We start from the raw sequence: 17,571 nt of genomic DNA, 5'->3' as shown, positions 1-17,571 counted from the left end.
TTATCTGTTGAAGACTTATTTTGCAATTAGGGCCTGACCTTCAAAGGTAATTCCATCCCACCCATTAAGCATAAACTGGCGGATATTCTGATGATCGGTCGACTCTGGCGTCGCCAGTACAGCAGCATAATGCTCAGCAAACAGGCTTAAGGTCTGTGCCTGATCCAGACCATTGAGTTGTGCAAAAGAAAAGACTTTGGCGCTGCCCTGGTTTTCTGTAGCCGTATTATTTTGCTGGCCATTTTTAAATGCAGTTGGTGTATGCGTATAGCGCGAGTCAATATATGCAATCACATCTGCAAATTTTGCTTCGCCTGCCGCTAACTGGGCCAATAAATCCTGTGCCATGCTGTTTTTCCTGTGCCATTCATGAAAATTCGATGCGATAAATATAGCAATTTTCTTGCGAAGTTCCATGGTATTTAATTGATTTTCCGTTCAAGATAATAGTGAAAATTATCCATGTTGAGTTTAAAAATTTGGATAAGATAAACTTGATCAATAAATAGATAGGAAAAAATATGGGCTGGCTTTGGGTGGCAATGGGTGGGGCAGTCGGTGCCAGTCTGCGTTATGCAGCAGGACTTTGGCTGTTTAAACCACAAATGCAGTTTCCTTGGCCCACCTGGTGGATCAATATTCTAGGCTGTTTATGTGCGGGGATTTTTTTTGCCTGTAGCCAAAAATATCCAATCCTTCAACAGGAAGCTCGTCTGTTTTTAATGGTGGGAATTCTCGGTGGTTTTACCACATTTTCCAGTTTCGGTCTGGAAAGTTTTTTGTTGTTCAAGCAAGGGGCTATGGGTCTAGTGGTATTATATGCATTATCCAGCTTAATCATCGGCATTATAGTTCTGGCGCTGGGCTTTTATTTAACGTCATGGATGCTATCGCACAGTTAAAACGGACATAAAAAAGTCAGGAAACTGGAGGTTATTTCCTGACATAAACCACGATTCGAAGATTGAGATAATCGACGGTTTTCATTTTTAACCACGTTTAAAGCGGCCAAAACGTTTGTTGAAGCTTGCCACACGACCTTCATTACTGGTCTGACGTTGCTCACCCGTATAGAAAGGATGAGAAGCGCTTGAAATATCTAGTGTTACATAAGGGTATGTTTTACCTTGATATTCTTTAGTCTGACTGGAGTTCATGGTACTGCCAATCACAAAATAGGCATCGGCATTGGTATCATGGAATAACACTTCACGATACTCAGGGTGGATATCTGAACGCATATCTAAATTCCTCTTGATTATTGATCAAATGTTATAATGTAACATTTACGCTTTCAAGTAATTTAGGGTTACAACGCGTAAGCCAGTCGCCTCTATTTAGCTGCGACTGGGTACGAGCTCTTCAAATACATCACTTAAATCATCATTTACTTTAAGATGAATCAGGTTCCAGTACTGCCCTGAAATCGTCCGGTTCACCATTAAGGTATCTGGAGAAGGTTTAAACACATCCCAGTATTTTAAGGAAGGTTTCAGCAATTCCATACCATCATGATGCGCTGAGTTTTCGGCGAAATCATAGTGGGTGACTAAAGGACGCATGAGTACTTCCAGCCATTGTTCATACAATTCTGTCGGGAATTTTCCGGTCTCAGTCAAAGAATGCAGTGCATCCAGTTGTTGTTCGATTACGGGAATATTCTTTTCGCGCGCAGCTTGAATCAGTTCCCTGAAATGTTCAATAACTTCGGTCGATAAGGTCTTGACGCCGCCATAATCATAAACAATCACAGAACCATCCTCACGGAAGGCGAAATTGCCAGGATGCGGATCACAATGAAAGCGTTTCAGATAGAAAATTTCCTGACCAATGGCACGGAATAAACGGCGTCCCAAAGCATTTCGGGTCTCGAGTGGCCAAGTGCTAGCGGTTTCAATACTTTCCCCAAGCTCCTGGCTCAAAGTCAGAATATGCCGTGAAGAGTACTCATGAAACACTTTCGGAATTATAATTTTACTATCCAGAGATTCATGGAAAGTCCGGGCGATTTCCAGATTCTGCGCTTCGATTTCATAGTTCAGCTCATTGTCCAGACTCTGCTGGATTTCCTTGAACAGCTGATCCTGAAGTTTACGGTCAATCTTTAACACGCCCATCATGCGCAGTGCCAGTCGGACTTGTTTCAGGTCGCTTTCGCAGGCTTCATCTACCCCAGGATACTGCACTTTGACCACAACTTGCTGGCCATCTAGCAGGATCGCTTTATGTACCTGACCAATCGAGGCTGCAGCAAATGGCTGTTCATCAAAGTGCTGAAAAAGCTGTGCTAAGGGTTTACCCAGTTCTTTTTCTACCTGTGCCTGAATTTCTTTAAATGGCATGGGTGGTGCCTGACGTTGTAACTTGGCAATGGCTTTGGCGACTTCGGGCGGGAAAACGTCTTTATATTGCGAGGCAATCTGGCCGACTTTCATGACTGCGCCTTTCATCTCTCCCAAGGTATCTGCAATCTGTACCCCAATATCTTGAAATAGTTTGCTGCGCGCAGTATTTTTCTGCTCTTCATCGGCAGTTAAATTTTTAATGGAATTGGAGAGGGTTTTACCTGCAATACTTGCGGTCATTCCGGCAAGTTTCATAAAGCGACGACCGGGTGTACTAGCCGTTTTTGCCATGCGAGATTCCTTGAAACCAATAATGAATGGATGTATTTGATCATAGGTGACAACGGTTCAATTGCCTAGATTTAATTGTAGAGGTTATGTTGTGATTTCCTTCTGCTTCTCCATGTTTAATGCATCATCTTTGATTTGATAAAGATTTATCTTTATCTCCTTGGCTAAACTAAAAGAATATGCCGGAATCCATCATCGTTTTAGATAAGGCTGAGTATTAATTCTGAATGTTGTTTTATGGCTAAAAGCTTAGAATAAACAGATTGCTGTAATGAAGAAAATTCAATGAAAGTCTATCGATATTTTACTGGGAAGGATGATGTGCATTTTTGTGCGCGGGTGACCCGTGCCTTAAATGAAGGTTATGAGTTATATGGGTCACCCACCATGACTTTTAATGGTACGGATGTGATTGTGGGGCAGGTGGTGACCAAAGTTGTGGTGGATGAATCGGAGATTCCAGAAGGACTGAAGGAGGCTTTGGGAGCTAATTCTTAACTTCTACATCGAAATTACAATGCTCAAGGCGATGCTCTCATCTTTTATTTTTATGCTGTCGCTTAGGCAGCTCTTACTTTTGTCATGGCAAAATTAACAAAACCGTTTCGTTGGTCTGATGCTACTTCCCTGTTTCACAGCTCAACGGTGACATCCATGTCACCTACCCAATATTTAAGATTGCTTGAAAGTCGCTAAGTTTTTATACCTTTAAGCTTAAACGTCTGTTATTGCTATAGAGTCGTGCCAGCAATAAAACACAGGCAACACTTAAACCCACGATCAGGCCAACCCAAACACCGGCGGCGCCCATCTCGGTAAAGCGGGATAAATATACTCCAACCGGGAAGGCGATGACCCAGTAAGCCAGCATGGTAATCCACATCGGCCCCTTGGTATCCTGCATGCCACGCAGACAACCTGCTGCACTGATCTGCCAGGCATCCATCAGCTGATAGGCAATAGCAAACAGAATCAGATACACCGCAATTTGGCTTACGATCAGATCTGAAGTGTAGAGTGCCACAATTTCATTGTGGAAAACCCAAAGCAGAATCATGGTCAGGATCGCCAGAATAGTGGCAGTGATCAGGCCAAGATATTGCACTTTTCGCATGGCTTGCCAGTTCTGTTCACCATAGTAGGTGCCAACCCGAATGGTCAGGGCAATCGCCAGTGACATGGGAATCATGAACAGTTGTGAAGTGACGGAAATAGCAATCTGATGGGCAGCGACAATGGTCTCTCCCAAAGGACTCAGCACAATTGCTGCTGTACTGAAAATACTGACCTCAAAGAAGATCGCCAATCCAATTGGAAAACCCAGTTGCAGAATACGCTTCACCCATTCCGGGTTTATTTTTTCCCAGTGAGTAAAAGGCTGAGTACGCTGATAGGCTCTGTTTTTAAAGATATACAGTGCCAGAGTCATGAGCATTAACCACTGCAAAATCGCTGTGGCAAACCCACAGCCTGCACTGCCTAGGGCCGGAACAGGACCAATACCATACATAAAGATATAGTTCAGCGGAACCAGCAAAACCAGGGCCAATAAACTAATCACGGTGACCGGGCGAGGATTTCCAATCGCTTCTGAGTAGCCGCGTAAGGCTGCATACATGGTTACCGCAGGCATACCAAAACCAATCGCATGCAGGAATAAACTGGCTTTAGGCTGCAAGCTTTCCGGTACACCCAAGAGAGGTAAAAGGGCTGGCAAAACTTGTAAAATCAGGCCGGCAATTACCCCAAGAATCAGGGCGACCCAAAGTGATTGACGTGCAATGGTGGCAATTTTTTCAGGTGTACGTGCGCCGTTAGCTTCGGCAACCAAAGGTGTCGTGGCAATCATAATGCCACTAAACAGCAGCATCACTGGAATCCAGAGTCCTACTCCGACGGCAATCGCGGCAAGATCGGTAGCAGACAGGTGACCGGCCATAATGGTATCAATCAGGCCCAGACCAGCCTGAGAAAATTGGGTTACCAGAATAGGCAGCATCAGATGGAAAAGTTTTTTTAATTCAAAACCAAAGGTTGTGACTGGTGAAACATTCGACACAAAAATTACTCATCGTGATCATGTGCTTAAATAGAAGGTTTAGCGTTGTAAAGTGAGAAGCACACCAATAAAAATTACCACGCCGCCTAAAAGACGTTGCCAGTTAACCGGCATTTTTTCATTACCCAATAATCCCAGATGATCGACCAGCATCGACATTACCATCTGACCAAAAATAATGAGACCGCTAAGAACCAGAAAGCCAAGTTTGGGCGCTGCATAAATGCTCATACTAATCGCGTATACACCCACGATTCCCCCTAGCCATAAATACCAGGGAACACTCATCAGTTCCTGTAAACTGGGTCTGGGATTGGACTGAAAAAGTACGATTACGGCGAGCACTATTGTACCAATCAAAAAGGAAAAAAATGCAGCTTGAATAGGAGAATATAAATATTCTTTCAGTTGTGTATTAATTGCAGTCTGGAGTGTCAATAAAACACCGATTGCAAAAACCAAAGGAAGTAAAATAATAAGTTGAGAAGATATTTTCATAATTTTAACTGACTAATTCTATTTAAATTTTTAGACATATCACACGATCAAATTTAATTTTAGCAGTGTTGCCGCCGAGTCATGTTAAAATTCCGCTATATCTTGTAATCGTTTTTGAGTAGTTCTTTGGCTGAATTGAATCCTGCTGCTGTCCCTTTGTCCTTATATATTCATATACCTTGGTGTGTGCGCAAATGTCCTTATTGTGACTTCAATTCACATGCGGTTCCGGATGGTCAGCTATTACTAGAATTGGAACAGGAATATTTACGAGCACTGGTGGAAGACTTTAAAACTCAGGTCAATTTTGCCCAAGGCCGGCAGATTCACAGTGTCTTTATTGGTGGGGGGACGCCGTCACTGATTTCTGCCCCAGGTTATCAATGGTTATTTGGTCAGCTCAAAGCCATTATTCCCTTTGCCGAAGGCTGTGAAATTACGCTGGAAGCCAATCCCGGCACGGTCGAACATGATCCGTTTGCCGGCTATTTGCAGGCCGGTATTAACCGCCTGTCGATTGGGGTGCAGAGTTTTAATACCGATCATCTCAAGCATTTGGGACGGATCCATAGTAATGAAGATGCGATCTCTGCCATTGGGTTGGCACGTGAAGCAGGTTTTCAGCGCATTAATGTCGACTTGATGCATGGTTTGCCGGAACAGACTTTAGAACAGGCTTTACATGATTTAAAACTGGCAGTGGAGCAGGGTGCTACCCATATTTCCTGGTATCAGTTGACGATTGAACCCAATACGGTATTTTTCCGGACTCAACCGATTTTGCCTGTCGATGAAGTCTTGGAAGATATTCAGGAGCAGGGTGAGCTCTACCTAAAATCTCAGGGTTTTATCAACTATGAAGTTTCGGCCTGGCGGAAAGAATTGCCTTCAGCGCATAATCTGAATTATTGGCAGTTTGGTGACTATCTGGCAATTGGTGCCGGAGCACATGGCAAAGTCACTCAGCCGCATGGCGTGTATCGGTTCCAGAAAACCCGTTTACCTAAGGACTACTTAGCCAAAGTACCTGCCGAACATCTGCAGTTTAAGCGCATTGAAGATGCCGACCTGCCTTTTGAATTTATGATGAATGCATTACGTTTAAATCAGGGCGTGGAAGCCAAACTCTATGCCGAACGTACCGGTTTAGGTCTGGATCGCTTGAATGAGTTACTGAGCTCTTTACGCGAAAGAAAATTAATGGTCGATGATCAAGACCGGCTTTCATGTACCGAGCAGGGGCATATCTTTTTAAATTCGGTGCTGGAAGAATTTCTTTAACTGATTTTAATTCGCTGCTCATTTTTGGAAAAACTCTCGTAAATCTATATGAGGGTTTTTTTATTGCGCAGATTTCCCCAGATCAGGAATTATTTATAGCCTAGAGATTATCTATTTTCAGATCTCCGATGTAATCTTGGAAAAGAGAAGAGCAGACTTTAAGAATCTCAGGCACAAAAAAAGCACTCTAGGAGTGCTTTTTTTCAATATCTTGCGTCTAAATTATAGAGCAACGATATTTACAGCTGTAGGGCCTTTTTGACCTTGAGCTACGCTGAAAGAAACCTTTTGGCCTTCAACTAAAGTTTTGAAACCTGAACCAGTGATTTCGCTGAAATGAGCAAAAACGTCTGGACCTGATTCTTGTTGAATGAAACCGAAACCTTTAGTTTCGTTGAACCATTTTACTGTACCGTTAACTGTATTAGACATAATATAACCTATTGAATCGTATGAATTTATAGCCAAAATTTCAGATGACTAACTGTAACTTTGAAAAATAAAAAGGATGGAGCTTTTTGATCTGTAATACGAAGGTTTATGACTAAAACTGCGATACTTAAAAGAAGACTAACCAAAACAAGAATTTTTCTAGTTGGGGTTATCATACCGCTTATTTTGAGATATACAAGCGTTTTATTTGGCTAATTTATTAGGATGTTGAAAAATATAAAATTAAATTTGTATATTTTATATCCAGAAAGGTTTTTTAAGCTAAAAGAAAGATATTTGAGTCAATAAAAAGAGCGCCGAAACGCTCTTTTTGAGACAACTTACAGCTTAGTAATCGAAGCTAAAGTGTTCTGGCGCGAGTGCCGTCATGGTTTTAGACGGATTCACCATCGCTTCTGCATGACCTTGGGTACGTGGCAGAATACGTTCAAAGTAGAAATCAGCAGTTTTGATTTTTGCTTTATAGAATTCTGGAACTTCCGCACCATCACCAGATGCCAGTTTGGCTGAAGCGACTGCAGCTTGCTGTGCCCAGAAGTAGGCCATCATCACATAACCGGAGAACATCAGGAAATCGACTGACGCAGAAGACACGATGTCGCGGTCCTTACGTGCTGCCAGCATAATACGCACGGTTAAGGCATTCCACTGTGCACAGAGCTTGGTTAAATCCCAGGCAAAACGGCGCATGTATTTATTCCGTGCATGCTGACCGCAGAATTTCAGGATTTCAGCAGTATAATCACGAATCACTTTACCTTTCGAGGTTAACAGGACTTTACGGCCAATCAGATCCAGTGCCTGAACGCCTGTAGTACCTTCGTACAGGGTAGAAATGCGTGAGTCACGTACGATCTGCTCCATGCCCCATTCTTTGATATAGCCATGTCCACCAAAGACTTGCATACCATGATTTGATGCTTCATAGCCCATTTCGGTCAGGAAGCCTTTCAGGATAGGAGTATAGAAACCAAGATGATCATCATGCTGTTCAAAGGCAGCGGTATCGCCACGCAGCAAAGCATCATTCATATTGTCGGCAATTTGTGCTGCATGATAAATCATGGCACGGCCACCTTCAGCAATGGCTTTTTGCGTCAACAGCATGCGGCGTACATCGGCATGATGAATGATTGCATCCGCTACTTTTTCTGGATCTTTTTTGCCAGACAGGGCACGCATTGACATACGCTCTTTGGCATACGGTAAAGCACCCTGGAATGACAATTCAGCATGGCAGATGCCCTGAATTGCAGTACCAATACGCGCCGTGTTCATAAAGGTAAACATGGCATGCAAGCCTTTATTCGGTTCACCAATCAGGTAGCCAGTCGCATTATCAAAATTCAGTACAGCCGTTGCTGAAGCGCGAATCCCCATTTTGTGTTCAATCGAACCGCAGTTCACTGGATTACGCTCACCGATCCCACCATCTGCCGCAGCAATAAATTTCGGTACGATAAACAGGGAAATACCTTTGGTGCCTTGCGGTGCATCCGGAAGGCGTGCCAGTACGATATGTACGATATTTTCAGTGAGGTCGTGCTCACCTGCGGAAATAAAAATCTTAGTTCCTGAAATCGCATAAGTGCCATCTTCTTTCGGCTCTGCCTTGGTTTTTACCTGACCCAGATCCGTACCACATTGTGGTTCAGTCAGACACATGGTGCCCGCCCAAGTTCCTGCAACCAGGTGAGGCAGATACGTGTTTTTCTGCTCATCGGTACCATACTGGATAATAGTATTGATACAGCCCACACTTAAACCCGGATACATCTGGAATGACCAGTTCGCAGTACCCATCATTTCTGATTTGATCAGGTTTAAAGACATGGGCAGGTTTTGGCCACCAAACTCTTCAGGATAAGACAGACCTTGCCAGCCACCTTGTACGAACTGTTCGTAAGCTTCCTTAAAGCCTTTCGGGGTTTTTACTTCGCCATTTTCAAAATGACAGCCTTCTTCATCACCGCTTTGGTTCAAAGGTGACAGTACATTTTCACAAAAATCTGCCGCACCTTCTAAGATCATATCTACTGTGTCGGCATCGGCATATTCACCATTCGACAAATTCTGGTAGTGCGCAGGGTAGTCAAGCACTTCATTCATAAGGAAGCGAATGTCGTGTAAAGGGGCTTTATATGCTGGCATGCGTTTAATCCTGATTGAAATAGTTTTGGATTATCTGTATCGATTCTTTGATTATTCACATTGGAGATAAAAAAACATTGATGAATTCAGTGAATAAAAATGTCAGAAAAGCGAATCGATTTTTAATTCCAGTCAATTAACTCGGTTAATTTTAATGACTAGTATAGATATTGCAGGAAGATTGAAAACTTGTTATCACATTGGACTTTAATAAATTAAAAGGTGATATGTCCAGTATACTTTTGTATGAATTGTGCTCAAATTTAAGTTAAAACAGGCCGGCTTCTAAAATGTCACTAGAACCAATCCATGGTGTCTCAGCTTCTGGACGGTTAGAGGAAATTCAGTTGCGGGCTATAGTTACAACCCGAACTGAACTCATTGGATAGATAGGGCTTTTAAAGAAACTCTTTTAAGTCCGGCTTGATGCCATTCCAGATGTAAAAAGATTCAATCGCCTGACCGACCAGCATTCCAAAGCCTTCTGACGTGGGAACACCGCGCGCCTTGGCCTGATCCAGAAAGGAAGAGGGTTTACCATAGGCCATTTCATAGGCCCTCTTAAACTGTAACGTTTCCGGTAGAATAAGGGTATCACCGCTGAGGCTTGCAGAAGTCGCGTTAATCACCAGATCAAATTCACCGCTAAGATTATCCAGAGAAATTGCCTGTAATTCGATTTGCGGTACGGCATTCTGAATATCAGCAACCAGCTGTTTCGCGCGTGCCAAGGTGCGATTGGCAATCACGATTTTTTTCGCACCCGCTTGCGCAAGGGGATAAATCACGCCACGCGTGGCACCGCCTGCGCCAATAATTAAGATAGCTGTATTGTCCAGTGGCCAGTCTAAAGCACGGATCGCCTCGACTAGGCCCTGACCATCAGTATTGTCGCCATGCAGGACCCCATTTTCCATCCATAGGGTATTCACGGCTTTGGCAATTTTGGCCCGTTCACTCAACACCTGACATTGGATAAAAGCCTGCTCTTTGAAGGGGACAGTAACATTCAGGCCACTACCACCCTGACTAAAGAAGTCCTGAATATTGGCTTCAAAGCCATCCAGTGGAGCCAGACGCTTGGTATAACTCAGGTCGACTCCAGTTTTAGCAGCAAAGGCGTGATGCAATTCTGGAGAACGTGACTGTTCAATCGGGTTACCAATCACGGCAAATTGTTTGCTCATTTCACAATGTCCATGTGCGGAAATGGCCATCAATATACGTGAAAAAGCGCAGGGACTAAAGCCTGCGCAATCTTTAATTACTGCTAGGTTGTCAGCATGTTAGGAACTGCAAATCTCCATAATATGTTCCGCAAATATCAGCGCCATACTAAAAACGACTCCAACCCCAGTCAGAATACTCACCAGAATAGCTGCGCCATCCAGAATCAGGTTGTGACTCAAAAGTGCGGTACTCATCGCACTGATGGCGAGAGCAAGGAAAAGCCAAAAGGCCAATATAGGTAGATTTAATTGAAGATTATGCATTTTTATTTCTCACTAAACATCAAATAGAAGTTGATCGATGTAGCGATAGGGTGCTGCGATCAAATCAGATATTTCTATTCGACAGTATAGAGGAACTTTCCATTAAAAAAGCCCTCCATTTGAGGGCTGTTTGTATCATTTCATTGCTTGGGATCTTAATTCTGTTAACCAGTCGTGTGGTTTTAGGTAATAATCTGTTAAGCGTTTTTCGGGTGAGCCTTCATCCCATTCCGGGCGATATGACCATCCGGTAAGCGGGGGTAGGCTGACCAGAATCGATTCAATCCGGCCGCCAGTCTGTAAACCAAACAGGGTGCCGCGGTCATAAACCAGATTGTACTCTACATAACGACCACGACGGTATAACTGGAATTCGCGTTGTGCTTCGGTATAGGGTTTATCCTGATTGCGCTGGAAAATTGGCAGAATGGCTTCCAAATAACCATTGCCTACAGCCTGCATATACTGGAAACAGGTTTCAAAATCCCATTGATTCAGGTCATCAAAAAACAAGCCGCCCACACCGCGCTGCTCGTCACGATGTTTCAGGTAAAAATAGTGATCACACCATTGTTTATGTTCAGGATAAACTTCTGCACCAAATGGAGCACACAGATCATGCGCCGTTTGATGCCAAGACAGTACATCTTCATCATTCGGATAAAACGGGGTCAGGTCAAAACCGCCACCAAACCACCAGATCGGATCCTGACCTTCTTTCTCTGCGACAAATAAACGCACGTTGGCATGTGAGGTGGGCACATTCGGGTTTTTGGGATGGATGACTAGTGATACTCCCATTGCTTGCGCTTTGGCACCGGCAATATTGGGATGGCGTTCAGTCGCAGAAGCGGGCAGTTTGGAAATGTTGATGTGGGAGAACATTACCCCACCTTTTTCAATGACTGTGCCGTTTTGCAGAACACGTGAACGGCCGCCACCACCTTCTGGACGCTCCCAGTCATCAATAATAAATTCGGCCGTACCGCCGCCAGCACGTTCCTGTTGCTCCAGTGCCGCACAAATCCGTGCCTGCAAGTCGAGGAGAAATTCACGAACGCGTTGAATATCCGTAGATGTAGGATGCTGCATCAGAGCCCTCGTAGGGAAATAAAAAACTAATTACATCAAAGCATAAAATCAGTCAAAGATTAAGGTCTATTTGGTGATGCAATTCATCAGCCCAGACCTTACATTCCACTATTCATAAACAGAATGCACCATTAAATCCGACCAAAGGGCTAGGTTGAATTCTTTTTTCAAGCTCAGCACAATAACTTGCAAGCGCTCATTGGCTTGAGCATTTTTCGATGGTAAAGGTGGGTGTCATGTCGGTACAGGTCAATTCCCTGATTCAAAAATATAATGTTCCCGGTCCGCGCTATACCAGTTATCCCACGGTTCCGTATTGGGAAGAGCAGAATTTCTCGCTGGAACAATGGAAGCAAACGCTAAAAAAGTCTTTTGCGGAATCCAATCAAAGTGAAGGCATTAGCTTGTATATCCACCTGCCATTTTGTGAAAGTCTGTGTACCTTCTGTGGGTGTCATAAGCGTGTGACCAAACGCCATGAAGTTGAACAGCCTTATATTCAGGCAGTGCTGAAAGAATGGGATTTATATTGTGAGCTATTACAAGAAAAGCCCATAATTAAAGAGATTCATTTGGGTGGGGGAACACCGACATTTTTTTCAATGGCGCATCTGGCTCAACTGATTCAAGGCATTCTGGCCAAAGCCGACGTAGCGCCTGTACATGAATTCAGTTTTGAAGGCCATCCTAATAATACCACGCGTGAGCATTTGCAAGGATTGTATGACCTTGGTTTTCGTCGGGTCAGTTATGGGGTGCAAGATTATAATGAAACCGTGCAAAAGGCGATTCACCGGATTCAGCCGTATGAAAATGTTAAACAGGTAACCGAATGGGCAAGAGAAATTGGCTATGAATCGATTTCTCATGATCTGGTGTTTGGTCTGCCATTTCAGAGTCTGGATGATGTCTTAAATACTATTGAGCAAACCAATTCGCTTTTGCCGGACCGTCTGGCTTTATATAGCTATGCACATGTGCCCTGGATTAAAGGCAATGGTCAGCGCGGTTTTAAAGATGCCGATGTACCCAAAGATGCGATCAAACGGGAATGCTATGAAGCGGGTAAAAAGAAACTTCTGGCACATGGTTATCATGAAATCGGCATGGATCATTTTGCCTTAGAAAAAGATGCGATGTACCAGTCCTTTCAAGCTGGAACATTGCATCGCAACTTTATGGGATACACAGCCTCTAAAACCCAGGTGATGATTGGACTCGGGATTTCTTCAATCAGCGATAGCTGGTACAGCTTTGCGCAGAATGTGAAAACCATTGAAGAATATTATGAATGCCTGGCGCGCAATGAAATTCCGGTATTTAAAGGACATGTCTTAAACCAGGAAGATCTGATCATCCGGCAACATATTCTAAATTTGATGTGCAGCTTTAGCACCTCATGGGAAAATTCCGAGATGCTTTTTCCTGAAATTGATGAGGTTTTGGAACAGCTTGAGGAAATGGCACAGGATGGTTTAATTGAATTTTCAGACTCGTCAGTCACAATTCTGGAGAAAGGGAAACCATTTGTACGCAATATTTGTATGGCTTTTGATTTACGTTTAAAGCGACGGATGCCAGAAAGTCGGATTTTCTCGATGACGATTTAATCTCCTCCTAAACCCCATTTTTAAGAAAGAGAGAGAAAGCCTCCCTGAGCCAGACTTAAACATGGCTTTAAGTCGAAGCGCAAGAAAGGGAGGTTTGGAAGGATTCAGTTAAAATAAGGTAGGACAGGGTTTAAAAATATTAAAAATCATCCTTTTTATAAAGATGTGCCATGCGTTCGTGCTTGGTCTTAAGGTATTGTTCATTAAACGGGTTTAAGCCTACTGTTAGCGGGACACGATCGACTACATTAATGCCTTGTGCTTTTAAGGCTTCTATTTTTGAAGGGTTGTTGGTCACGAGACGTACCGATTTTATCTGTAAATGATCCAGCATAATGCTACACATATCATATTGGCGTGCATCCGCCGGCAGGTTCAGCATCAGGTTGGCATCTACGGTGTCATGGCCTTGATCCTGCAGGGCGTAAGCACGAATTTTATTGGTCAGGCCAATACCACGCCCTTCCTGACGCAAATACAGAATAGCTCCGCGGCCCAATTCATTGATCAGTTTTAAAGTTGCTTGTAATTGCGGGCCACAGTCGCATTTGAGTGAAGCAAAGGCATCACCGGTTAAACATTCAGAATGTACACGGACCACCACAGGTTCATCTGATACTTCCTCAAGTCCTTTAGACAGTGCGACATGCTCTTCACCGGTCTTAGGGTCTTGAAATACAGTAATTTTAAATTCACCGTGAGCGGTAGGTAATCTTGACGTTGCGACAAACTCGATTGGCACAGCTGAACCCGTTAAATCCTGAAATTAGCTAAAGTATAGCGTAATGATTGAACATTGGTAGAATTGCAAAGTCGAAATTCTGCATTAGATTTTCTTTTTTGTAGAAAGCGAACGATAATAGTTGATAAATAGTAAGATTATTCAGGATAATCGTAGGCTGCGATTTTTTCACCCCGACGAGATCATTGTTTAATATTGCATCGCTAGAAGCGTAGCTGAATTGAAGCTGCTACAATTCAGCTATATGATCGGGTACTCCCCATTGACCTAGCTTTAGATTTGCCAGGCTTTAGAAGGCTTTGCCATAATATGCTGTATACAGAAATCCCAACTCAACGCCCTGTAACACCGTTGCTTGATGCGATCAATCATCCTGAGCAACTGCGTGCACTCGAGCAAAGCCAGCTAGAACAAGTGGCAGATGAGTTACGTCAATTCATTTTGTATGCTGCCGGGCAAAGTGGCGGACATTTTGGTGCCAACCTTGGTGTAATTGAACTCACCGTGGCCTTACATTATTGCTTTAATACGCCGCATGACCGCCTGATCTGGGATGTCGGTCATCAAGCCTATCCGCATAAAGCATTGACAGGTCGTCGTGAACAGCTCACCACCATTCGTGCTAAAGATGGTCTGGCAGCCTTTCCGGCACGTGAAGAATCTGAATTTGATACTTTTGGGGTAGGCCACTCGTCTACTGCGATTTCTGCCGGTCTTGGCATGGCTCTAGCGCGCCGTTATCAAAACAAGCCATGTGAGGTGGTGTCGATCATTGGTGATGGTGCCATGACGGCAGGTATGGCTTTTGAAGCCATGAATGATGCGGTAGCACATCAGGCGGATCTGATGGTGGTGCTGAACGATAATGATATGTCGATTTCTTGCAGTACTGGTGGTTTTGCCAAGCATTTAGCCGCAATTTGGGAGCGTGGTGAATTTATCAACGTGACTGAAGAGGGAGAGGCTTATGTACAGCCGCATCCGGAGTGGCTGTATAACTCGCGATTACACAGTGCAGCAACCGATGCAGCAGACAACCTGTTTAAAGCCATTGGCTTTGATTATTTTGGTCCTTATGACGGTCACGATGTCAAACAGCTGGTGCATGTCTTTAATGCGCTGAAAAAACGTAAAGGCCCCCGCCTGATTCATATCTATACCAAGAAAGGCAAAGGCTTTGCTCCGGCAGAATCAGATCAAATCAAATATCACGCGATTAGTAAACTCAATGCTGTTGCCGCCAGCAATACTGCACCGAAATATTCGGATGTATTTGGACAATGGCTTTGCGATGAAGCGGCACAAGATGCACGTTTGCTCGCAATCACACCTGCGATGTGCGAAGGCTCAGGCATGGTCAAATTTGCCAAAGAATATCCGGAACGTTTCTTTGATGTCGCGATTGCCGAACAGCATGCAGTTACCTTGGCTGCCGGTATGGCTTGTGAAGGCTTGAAGCCGGTGGTTGCAATTTACTCGACTTTCCTGCAACGCGGTTATGACCAGCTGGTACACGACGTAGCCTTGCAGAATCTGGATGTCACTTTTGGTATTGATCGTGCCGGTCTGGTCGGTGAAGATGGGCCGACGCATGCCGGTGCATATGATTATGCCTATATGCGTACTATCCCGAATATCGTGATTATGGCGCCGAAAGACGAAAATGAATGCCGTCAAATGCTGCATACTGCGTATTTGTATCCAGGACCTGCAGCCGTACGTTATCCGCGTGGCAATGGACTGGGCGTCGAGATCCAGCAAAAAATGATGGAGATTCCGATCGGTCAGTCAGAAATCGTAGCTAGTTTTAACGGGCAGTATGATGAATATATTTCTGTGCTGGCATTTGGTAGCCGGGTACAGGCTGCAGTCGACGCTGCTGAAGCATTTGCCATGAAACATGAAATTGGTGTGCGGGTAATCAACATGCGTTTTGTCAAACCGCTAGATACCCAAATGCTGGACGATCTGGCATTGACGACCAGTCTGTTTGTTACGGTGGAAGAACATGCAGTGATGGGCGGCGCCGGCAGTGCAGTGAATGAATATCTGGCAGAAGCACAGATTGTTAAACCACTCCTGAATCTGGGTCTGGATGATACATTCATGGCGCAAGCGACCCATACCCAGATGTTGCAACAGGCTGGCCTAGATGCGCAAGGCATTGAAAAATCGATCAATCAGGCTTGGTCCAGCTTAGGGCAAAGTGTTTTGTCATAAGTTCTTAAAAATTTTAGACACATTTTTCCCAAAAAAGCCCTGATATTTGCTAAGATATCGGGGCTTTTATGCATTATTCTTTATCAGTGTCTTCAAATTTGTAGTGGGTGTTCAATGGAACCTATGGTGGTGATGGCTGCGCGTGCGGCTCAGTTAGTTGGTCAAGAGCTTTTAAAAGCGCATCAGAATCGTCATAAACTCGATCTACAAGTCGAAGAAAAAGGAATTGATGGTCCAGTAACGCGTGTAGATCGTTATTTGGAGCAGTTGACCATCGATACCCTACGTAAAAGCTATAAAAATCACAGTTTCCTTGGTGAAGAGTTTGGCTATCAGGAAGGTAATGGTCACGACGCCGATTGGTGTTGGGTGATCGATCCACTGGATGGTACTTTAAACTTCATTAACGGTTTCCCGCATTTCTGTATCTCTATCGCAGTTCAGCACAAAGGCATTACTCAACACGGGGTGATTTATGACCCGGTGAAAGATGAGCTATTCTCTGCCAGTCGTGGTCGTGGTGCCATGATGAACCAGCGTCGTATTCGTGTGAATGTCAAAGACAGCCTGGAAAATACCTTTATGGCTGTTGGTCACGCTTACCGTGCTAAACGTAATGGCGAAGTTGTATCTTATGCCAAGAACCATTTTCAAAGTTTGTTAAACGTGACTGAAGCTGGCGCGCAATATCGTCGTTCAGGTTCTGCGGCATTGGATTTAGCCTATGTTGCTGCAGGCCGTTTTGATGCTTACTTCGAACTTGGTTTAAAACCTTGGGATATCGCAGCGGGCGAATTGATCGTGAAAGAAGCAGGCGGTACTGTAGTTGATGCACGTGGTGGTAGCGACTCTATGGAAAATGGTCAAGTTTTGGCTTGTTCAATGAAAATGCTTAAACCTTTAATGCAAGCAGTTGTTCCTGCTTGGGGTGAAGCAGCAAAATAATCGGGTTTAGATGAAATATATCTAATTTTCAGAAAAGGCATCCTTCGGGATGCCTTTTTTAGAGCAGTAAAATAGTTAAGAAGGGAGGTAGAGTATATTTCTAACATGATATGAATATTGGAAATATCAAGTGAATTGGCGAAAACTGCCTTTTTATACCGGTTGTTACATTTTTTATTCATATTTAAGTGTATGAAATTAATATATAAATTATAGACAGAGCAAATTAGTTTTAAAACTTAATGACATTGTTGATTATTCTGCTATAATTTCGCCACGCACTTAATTTCTGTTCTTTACCTGAACACTATCTTCTAATCATTGTATGCGCGTGCTGTCCATAGAGAGGACATATCCTTCGCGCCCCAATCGCTTAAGCGATTCCTTCAGG

General features: G+C 43.8%; 17 protein-coding genes. 6 read left to right on the top strand and 11 right to left on the bottom strand.

Annotated elements, in window-relative coordinates; genetic code table 11:
- Window positions 1–15: 15 nt before the first annotated feature.
- Window positions 16–348, bottom strand: coding sequence for a HopJ type III effector protein (locus VXQ92_RS06765; RefSeq protein WP_064094553.1), 333 nt, complete (start codon window positions 346–348; stop codon window positions 16–18).
- 173 nt (window positions 349–521) lie between these two features.
- On the opposite strand from VXQ92_RS06765, the gene crcB reads away from it, so the two are divergent.
- Entirely contained in the window at window positions 522–902 is a 381-nt protein-coding gene (gene crcB, locus VXQ92_RS06760) for a fluoride efflux transporter CrcB (protein WP_416680909.1), read from the top strand.
- A gap of 87 nt (window positions 903–989) precedes the next feature.
- Here the strand turns inward: crcB and VXQ92_RS06755 are convergent, their stop codons facing one another.
- Window positions 990–1,241, bottom strand: a complete 252-nt coding sequence (locus VXQ92_RS06755; protein WP_004732342.1) for a type B 50S ribosomal protein L31 — start codon at window positions 1,239–1,241, stop codon at window positions 990–992.
- Window positions 1,242–1,337: 96 nt separating this feature from the next.
- Window positions 1,338–2,636 (bottom strand): ABC1 kinase family protein, encoded by a 1,299-nt coding sequence (locus tag VXQ92_RS06750; protein ID WP_416680908.1) that lies wholly within the window; start codon window positions 2,634–2,636, stop codon window positions 1,338–1,340.
- 285 nt (window positions 2,637–2,921) lie between these two features.
- Between VXQ92_RS06750 and VXQ92_RS06745 the strand changes: the two genes are divergently transcribed.
- Entirely contained in the window at window positions 2,922–3,134 is a 213-nt protein-coding gene (locus VXQ92_RS06745) for a DUF1737 domain-containing protein (protein WP_416680907.1), read from the top strand.
- Window positions 3,135–3,336: 202 nt separating this feature from the next.
- Here VXQ92_RS06745 and VXQ92_RS06740 read toward each other — a convergent pair whose 3' ends face one another.
- A complete protein-coding gene (locus VXQ92_RS06740; protein WP_416680906.1) occupies window positions 3,337–4,695 on the bottom strand; it encodes an MATE family efflux transporter in 1,359 nt (452 codons plus the stop codon).
- A 39-nt stretch (window positions 4,696–4,734) separates the two neighbouring features.
- Window positions 4,735–5,193, bottom strand: a complete 459-nt coding sequence (locus VXQ92_RS06735; protein WP_416680905.1) for a DMT family transporter — start codon at window positions 5,191–5,193, stop codon at window positions 4,735–4,737.
- Window positions 5,194–5,319: 126 nt separating this feature from the next.
- Between VXQ92_RS06735 and hemW the strand changes: the two genes are divergently transcribed.
- Window positions 5,320–6,474 (top strand): radical SAM family heme chaperone HemW, encoded by a 1,155-nt coding sequence (gene hemW / locus VXQ92_RS06730; protein ID WP_416680904.1) that lies wholly within the window; start codon window positions 5,320–5,322, stop codon window positions 6,472–6,474.
- A gap of 222 nt (window positions 6,475–6,696) precedes the next feature.
- Here hemW and VXQ92_RS06725 read toward each other — a convergent pair whose 3' ends face one another.
- From VXQ92_RS06725 to hemF, 5 genes are all read right to left on the bottom strand, one after another.
- Window positions 6,697–6,906 carry a cold-shock protein gene (locus tag VXQ92_RS06725; protein WP_004281542.1) on the bottom strand — a complete coding sequence of 70 codons (210 nt, stop codon included), beginning with the start codon at window positions 6,904–6,906 and terminating at the stop codon, window positions 6,697–6,699.
- Window positions 6,907–7,254: 348 nt separating this feature from the next.
- A complete protein-coding gene (locus VXQ92_RS06720) occupies window positions 7,255–9,078 on the bottom strand; it encodes an acyl-CoA dehydrogenase C-terminal domain-containing protein (RefSeq protein ID WP_064094547.1) in 1,824 nt (607 codons plus the stop codon).
- Window positions 9,079–9,476: 398 nt separating this feature from the next.
- Window positions 9,477–10,265, bottom strand: a complete 789-nt coding sequence (aroE, locus tag VXQ92_RS06715; protein WP_064095163.1) for a shikimate dehydrogenase — start codon at window positions 10,263–10,265, stop codon at window positions 9,477–9,479.
- 99 nt (window positions 10,266–10,364) lie between these two features.
- Window positions 10,365–10,571, bottom strand: coding sequence for a hypothetical protein (locus VXQ92_RS06710; protein WP_191730974.1), 207 nt, complete (start codon window positions 10,569–10,571; stop codon window positions 10,365–10,367).
- 135 nt (window positions 10,572–10,706) lie between these two features.
- A complete protein-coding gene (gene hemF, locus VXQ92_RS06705) occupies window positions 10,707–11,663 on the bottom strand; it encodes an oxygen-dependent coproporphyrinogen oxidase (protein ID WP_064094545.1) in 957 nt (318 codons plus the stop codon).
- Between the two features lie 236 nt (window positions 11,664–11,899).
- Here hemF and hemN point away from each other — a divergent pair, with 236 nt between their 5' ends.
- Window positions 11,900–13,273, top strand: coding sequence for an oxygen-independent coproporphyrinogen III oxidase (gene hemN / locus VXQ92_RS06700; protein ID WP_064095162.1), 1,374 nt, complete (start codon window positions 11,900–11,902; stop codon window positions 13,271–13,273).
- A 139-nt stretch (window positions 13,274–13,412) separates the two neighbouring features.
- On the opposite strand, the gene ribA is transcribed toward hemN, so the two are convergent.
- The gene (gene ribA, locus VXQ92_RS06695; RefSeq protein ID WP_064094544.1) at window positions 13,413–14,015 is read right to left on the bottom strand and encodes a GTP cyclohydrolase II; all 603 of its coding nucleotides are present in this window, start codon (window positions 14,013–14,015) and stop codon (window positions 13,413–13,415) included.
- A 309-nt stretch (window positions 14,016–14,324) separates the two neighbouring features.
- On the opposite strand from ribA, the gene dxs reads away from it, so the two are divergent.
- Both dxs and VXQ92_RS06685 read left to right on the top strand, forming a co-directional pair.
- The gene (dxs, locus tag VXQ92_RS06690; protein WP_416680903.1) at window positions 14,325–16,235 is read left to right on the top strand and encodes a 1-deoxy-D-xylulose-5-phosphate synthase; all 1,911 of its coding nucleotides are present in this window, start codon (window positions 14,325–14,327) and stop codon (window positions 16,233–16,235) included.
- A 114-nt stretch (window positions 16,236–16,349) separates the two neighbouring features.
- On the top strand, window positions 16,350–17,180 hold the full coding sequence (locus tag VXQ92_RS06685) for an inositol monophosphatase family protein (protein ID WP_034608351.1): 831 nt from the start codon (window positions 16,350–16,352) through the stop codon (window positions 17,178–17,180).
- Window positions 17,181–17,571: the final 391 nt, after the last annotated feature.

The sequence above is a fragment of the Acinetobacter sp. 228 genome, assembly GCF_048147885.1.
Note: the sequence above shows the minus strand (reverse complement) of the source record. Positions and strands in the feature narration are given on the sequence as shown.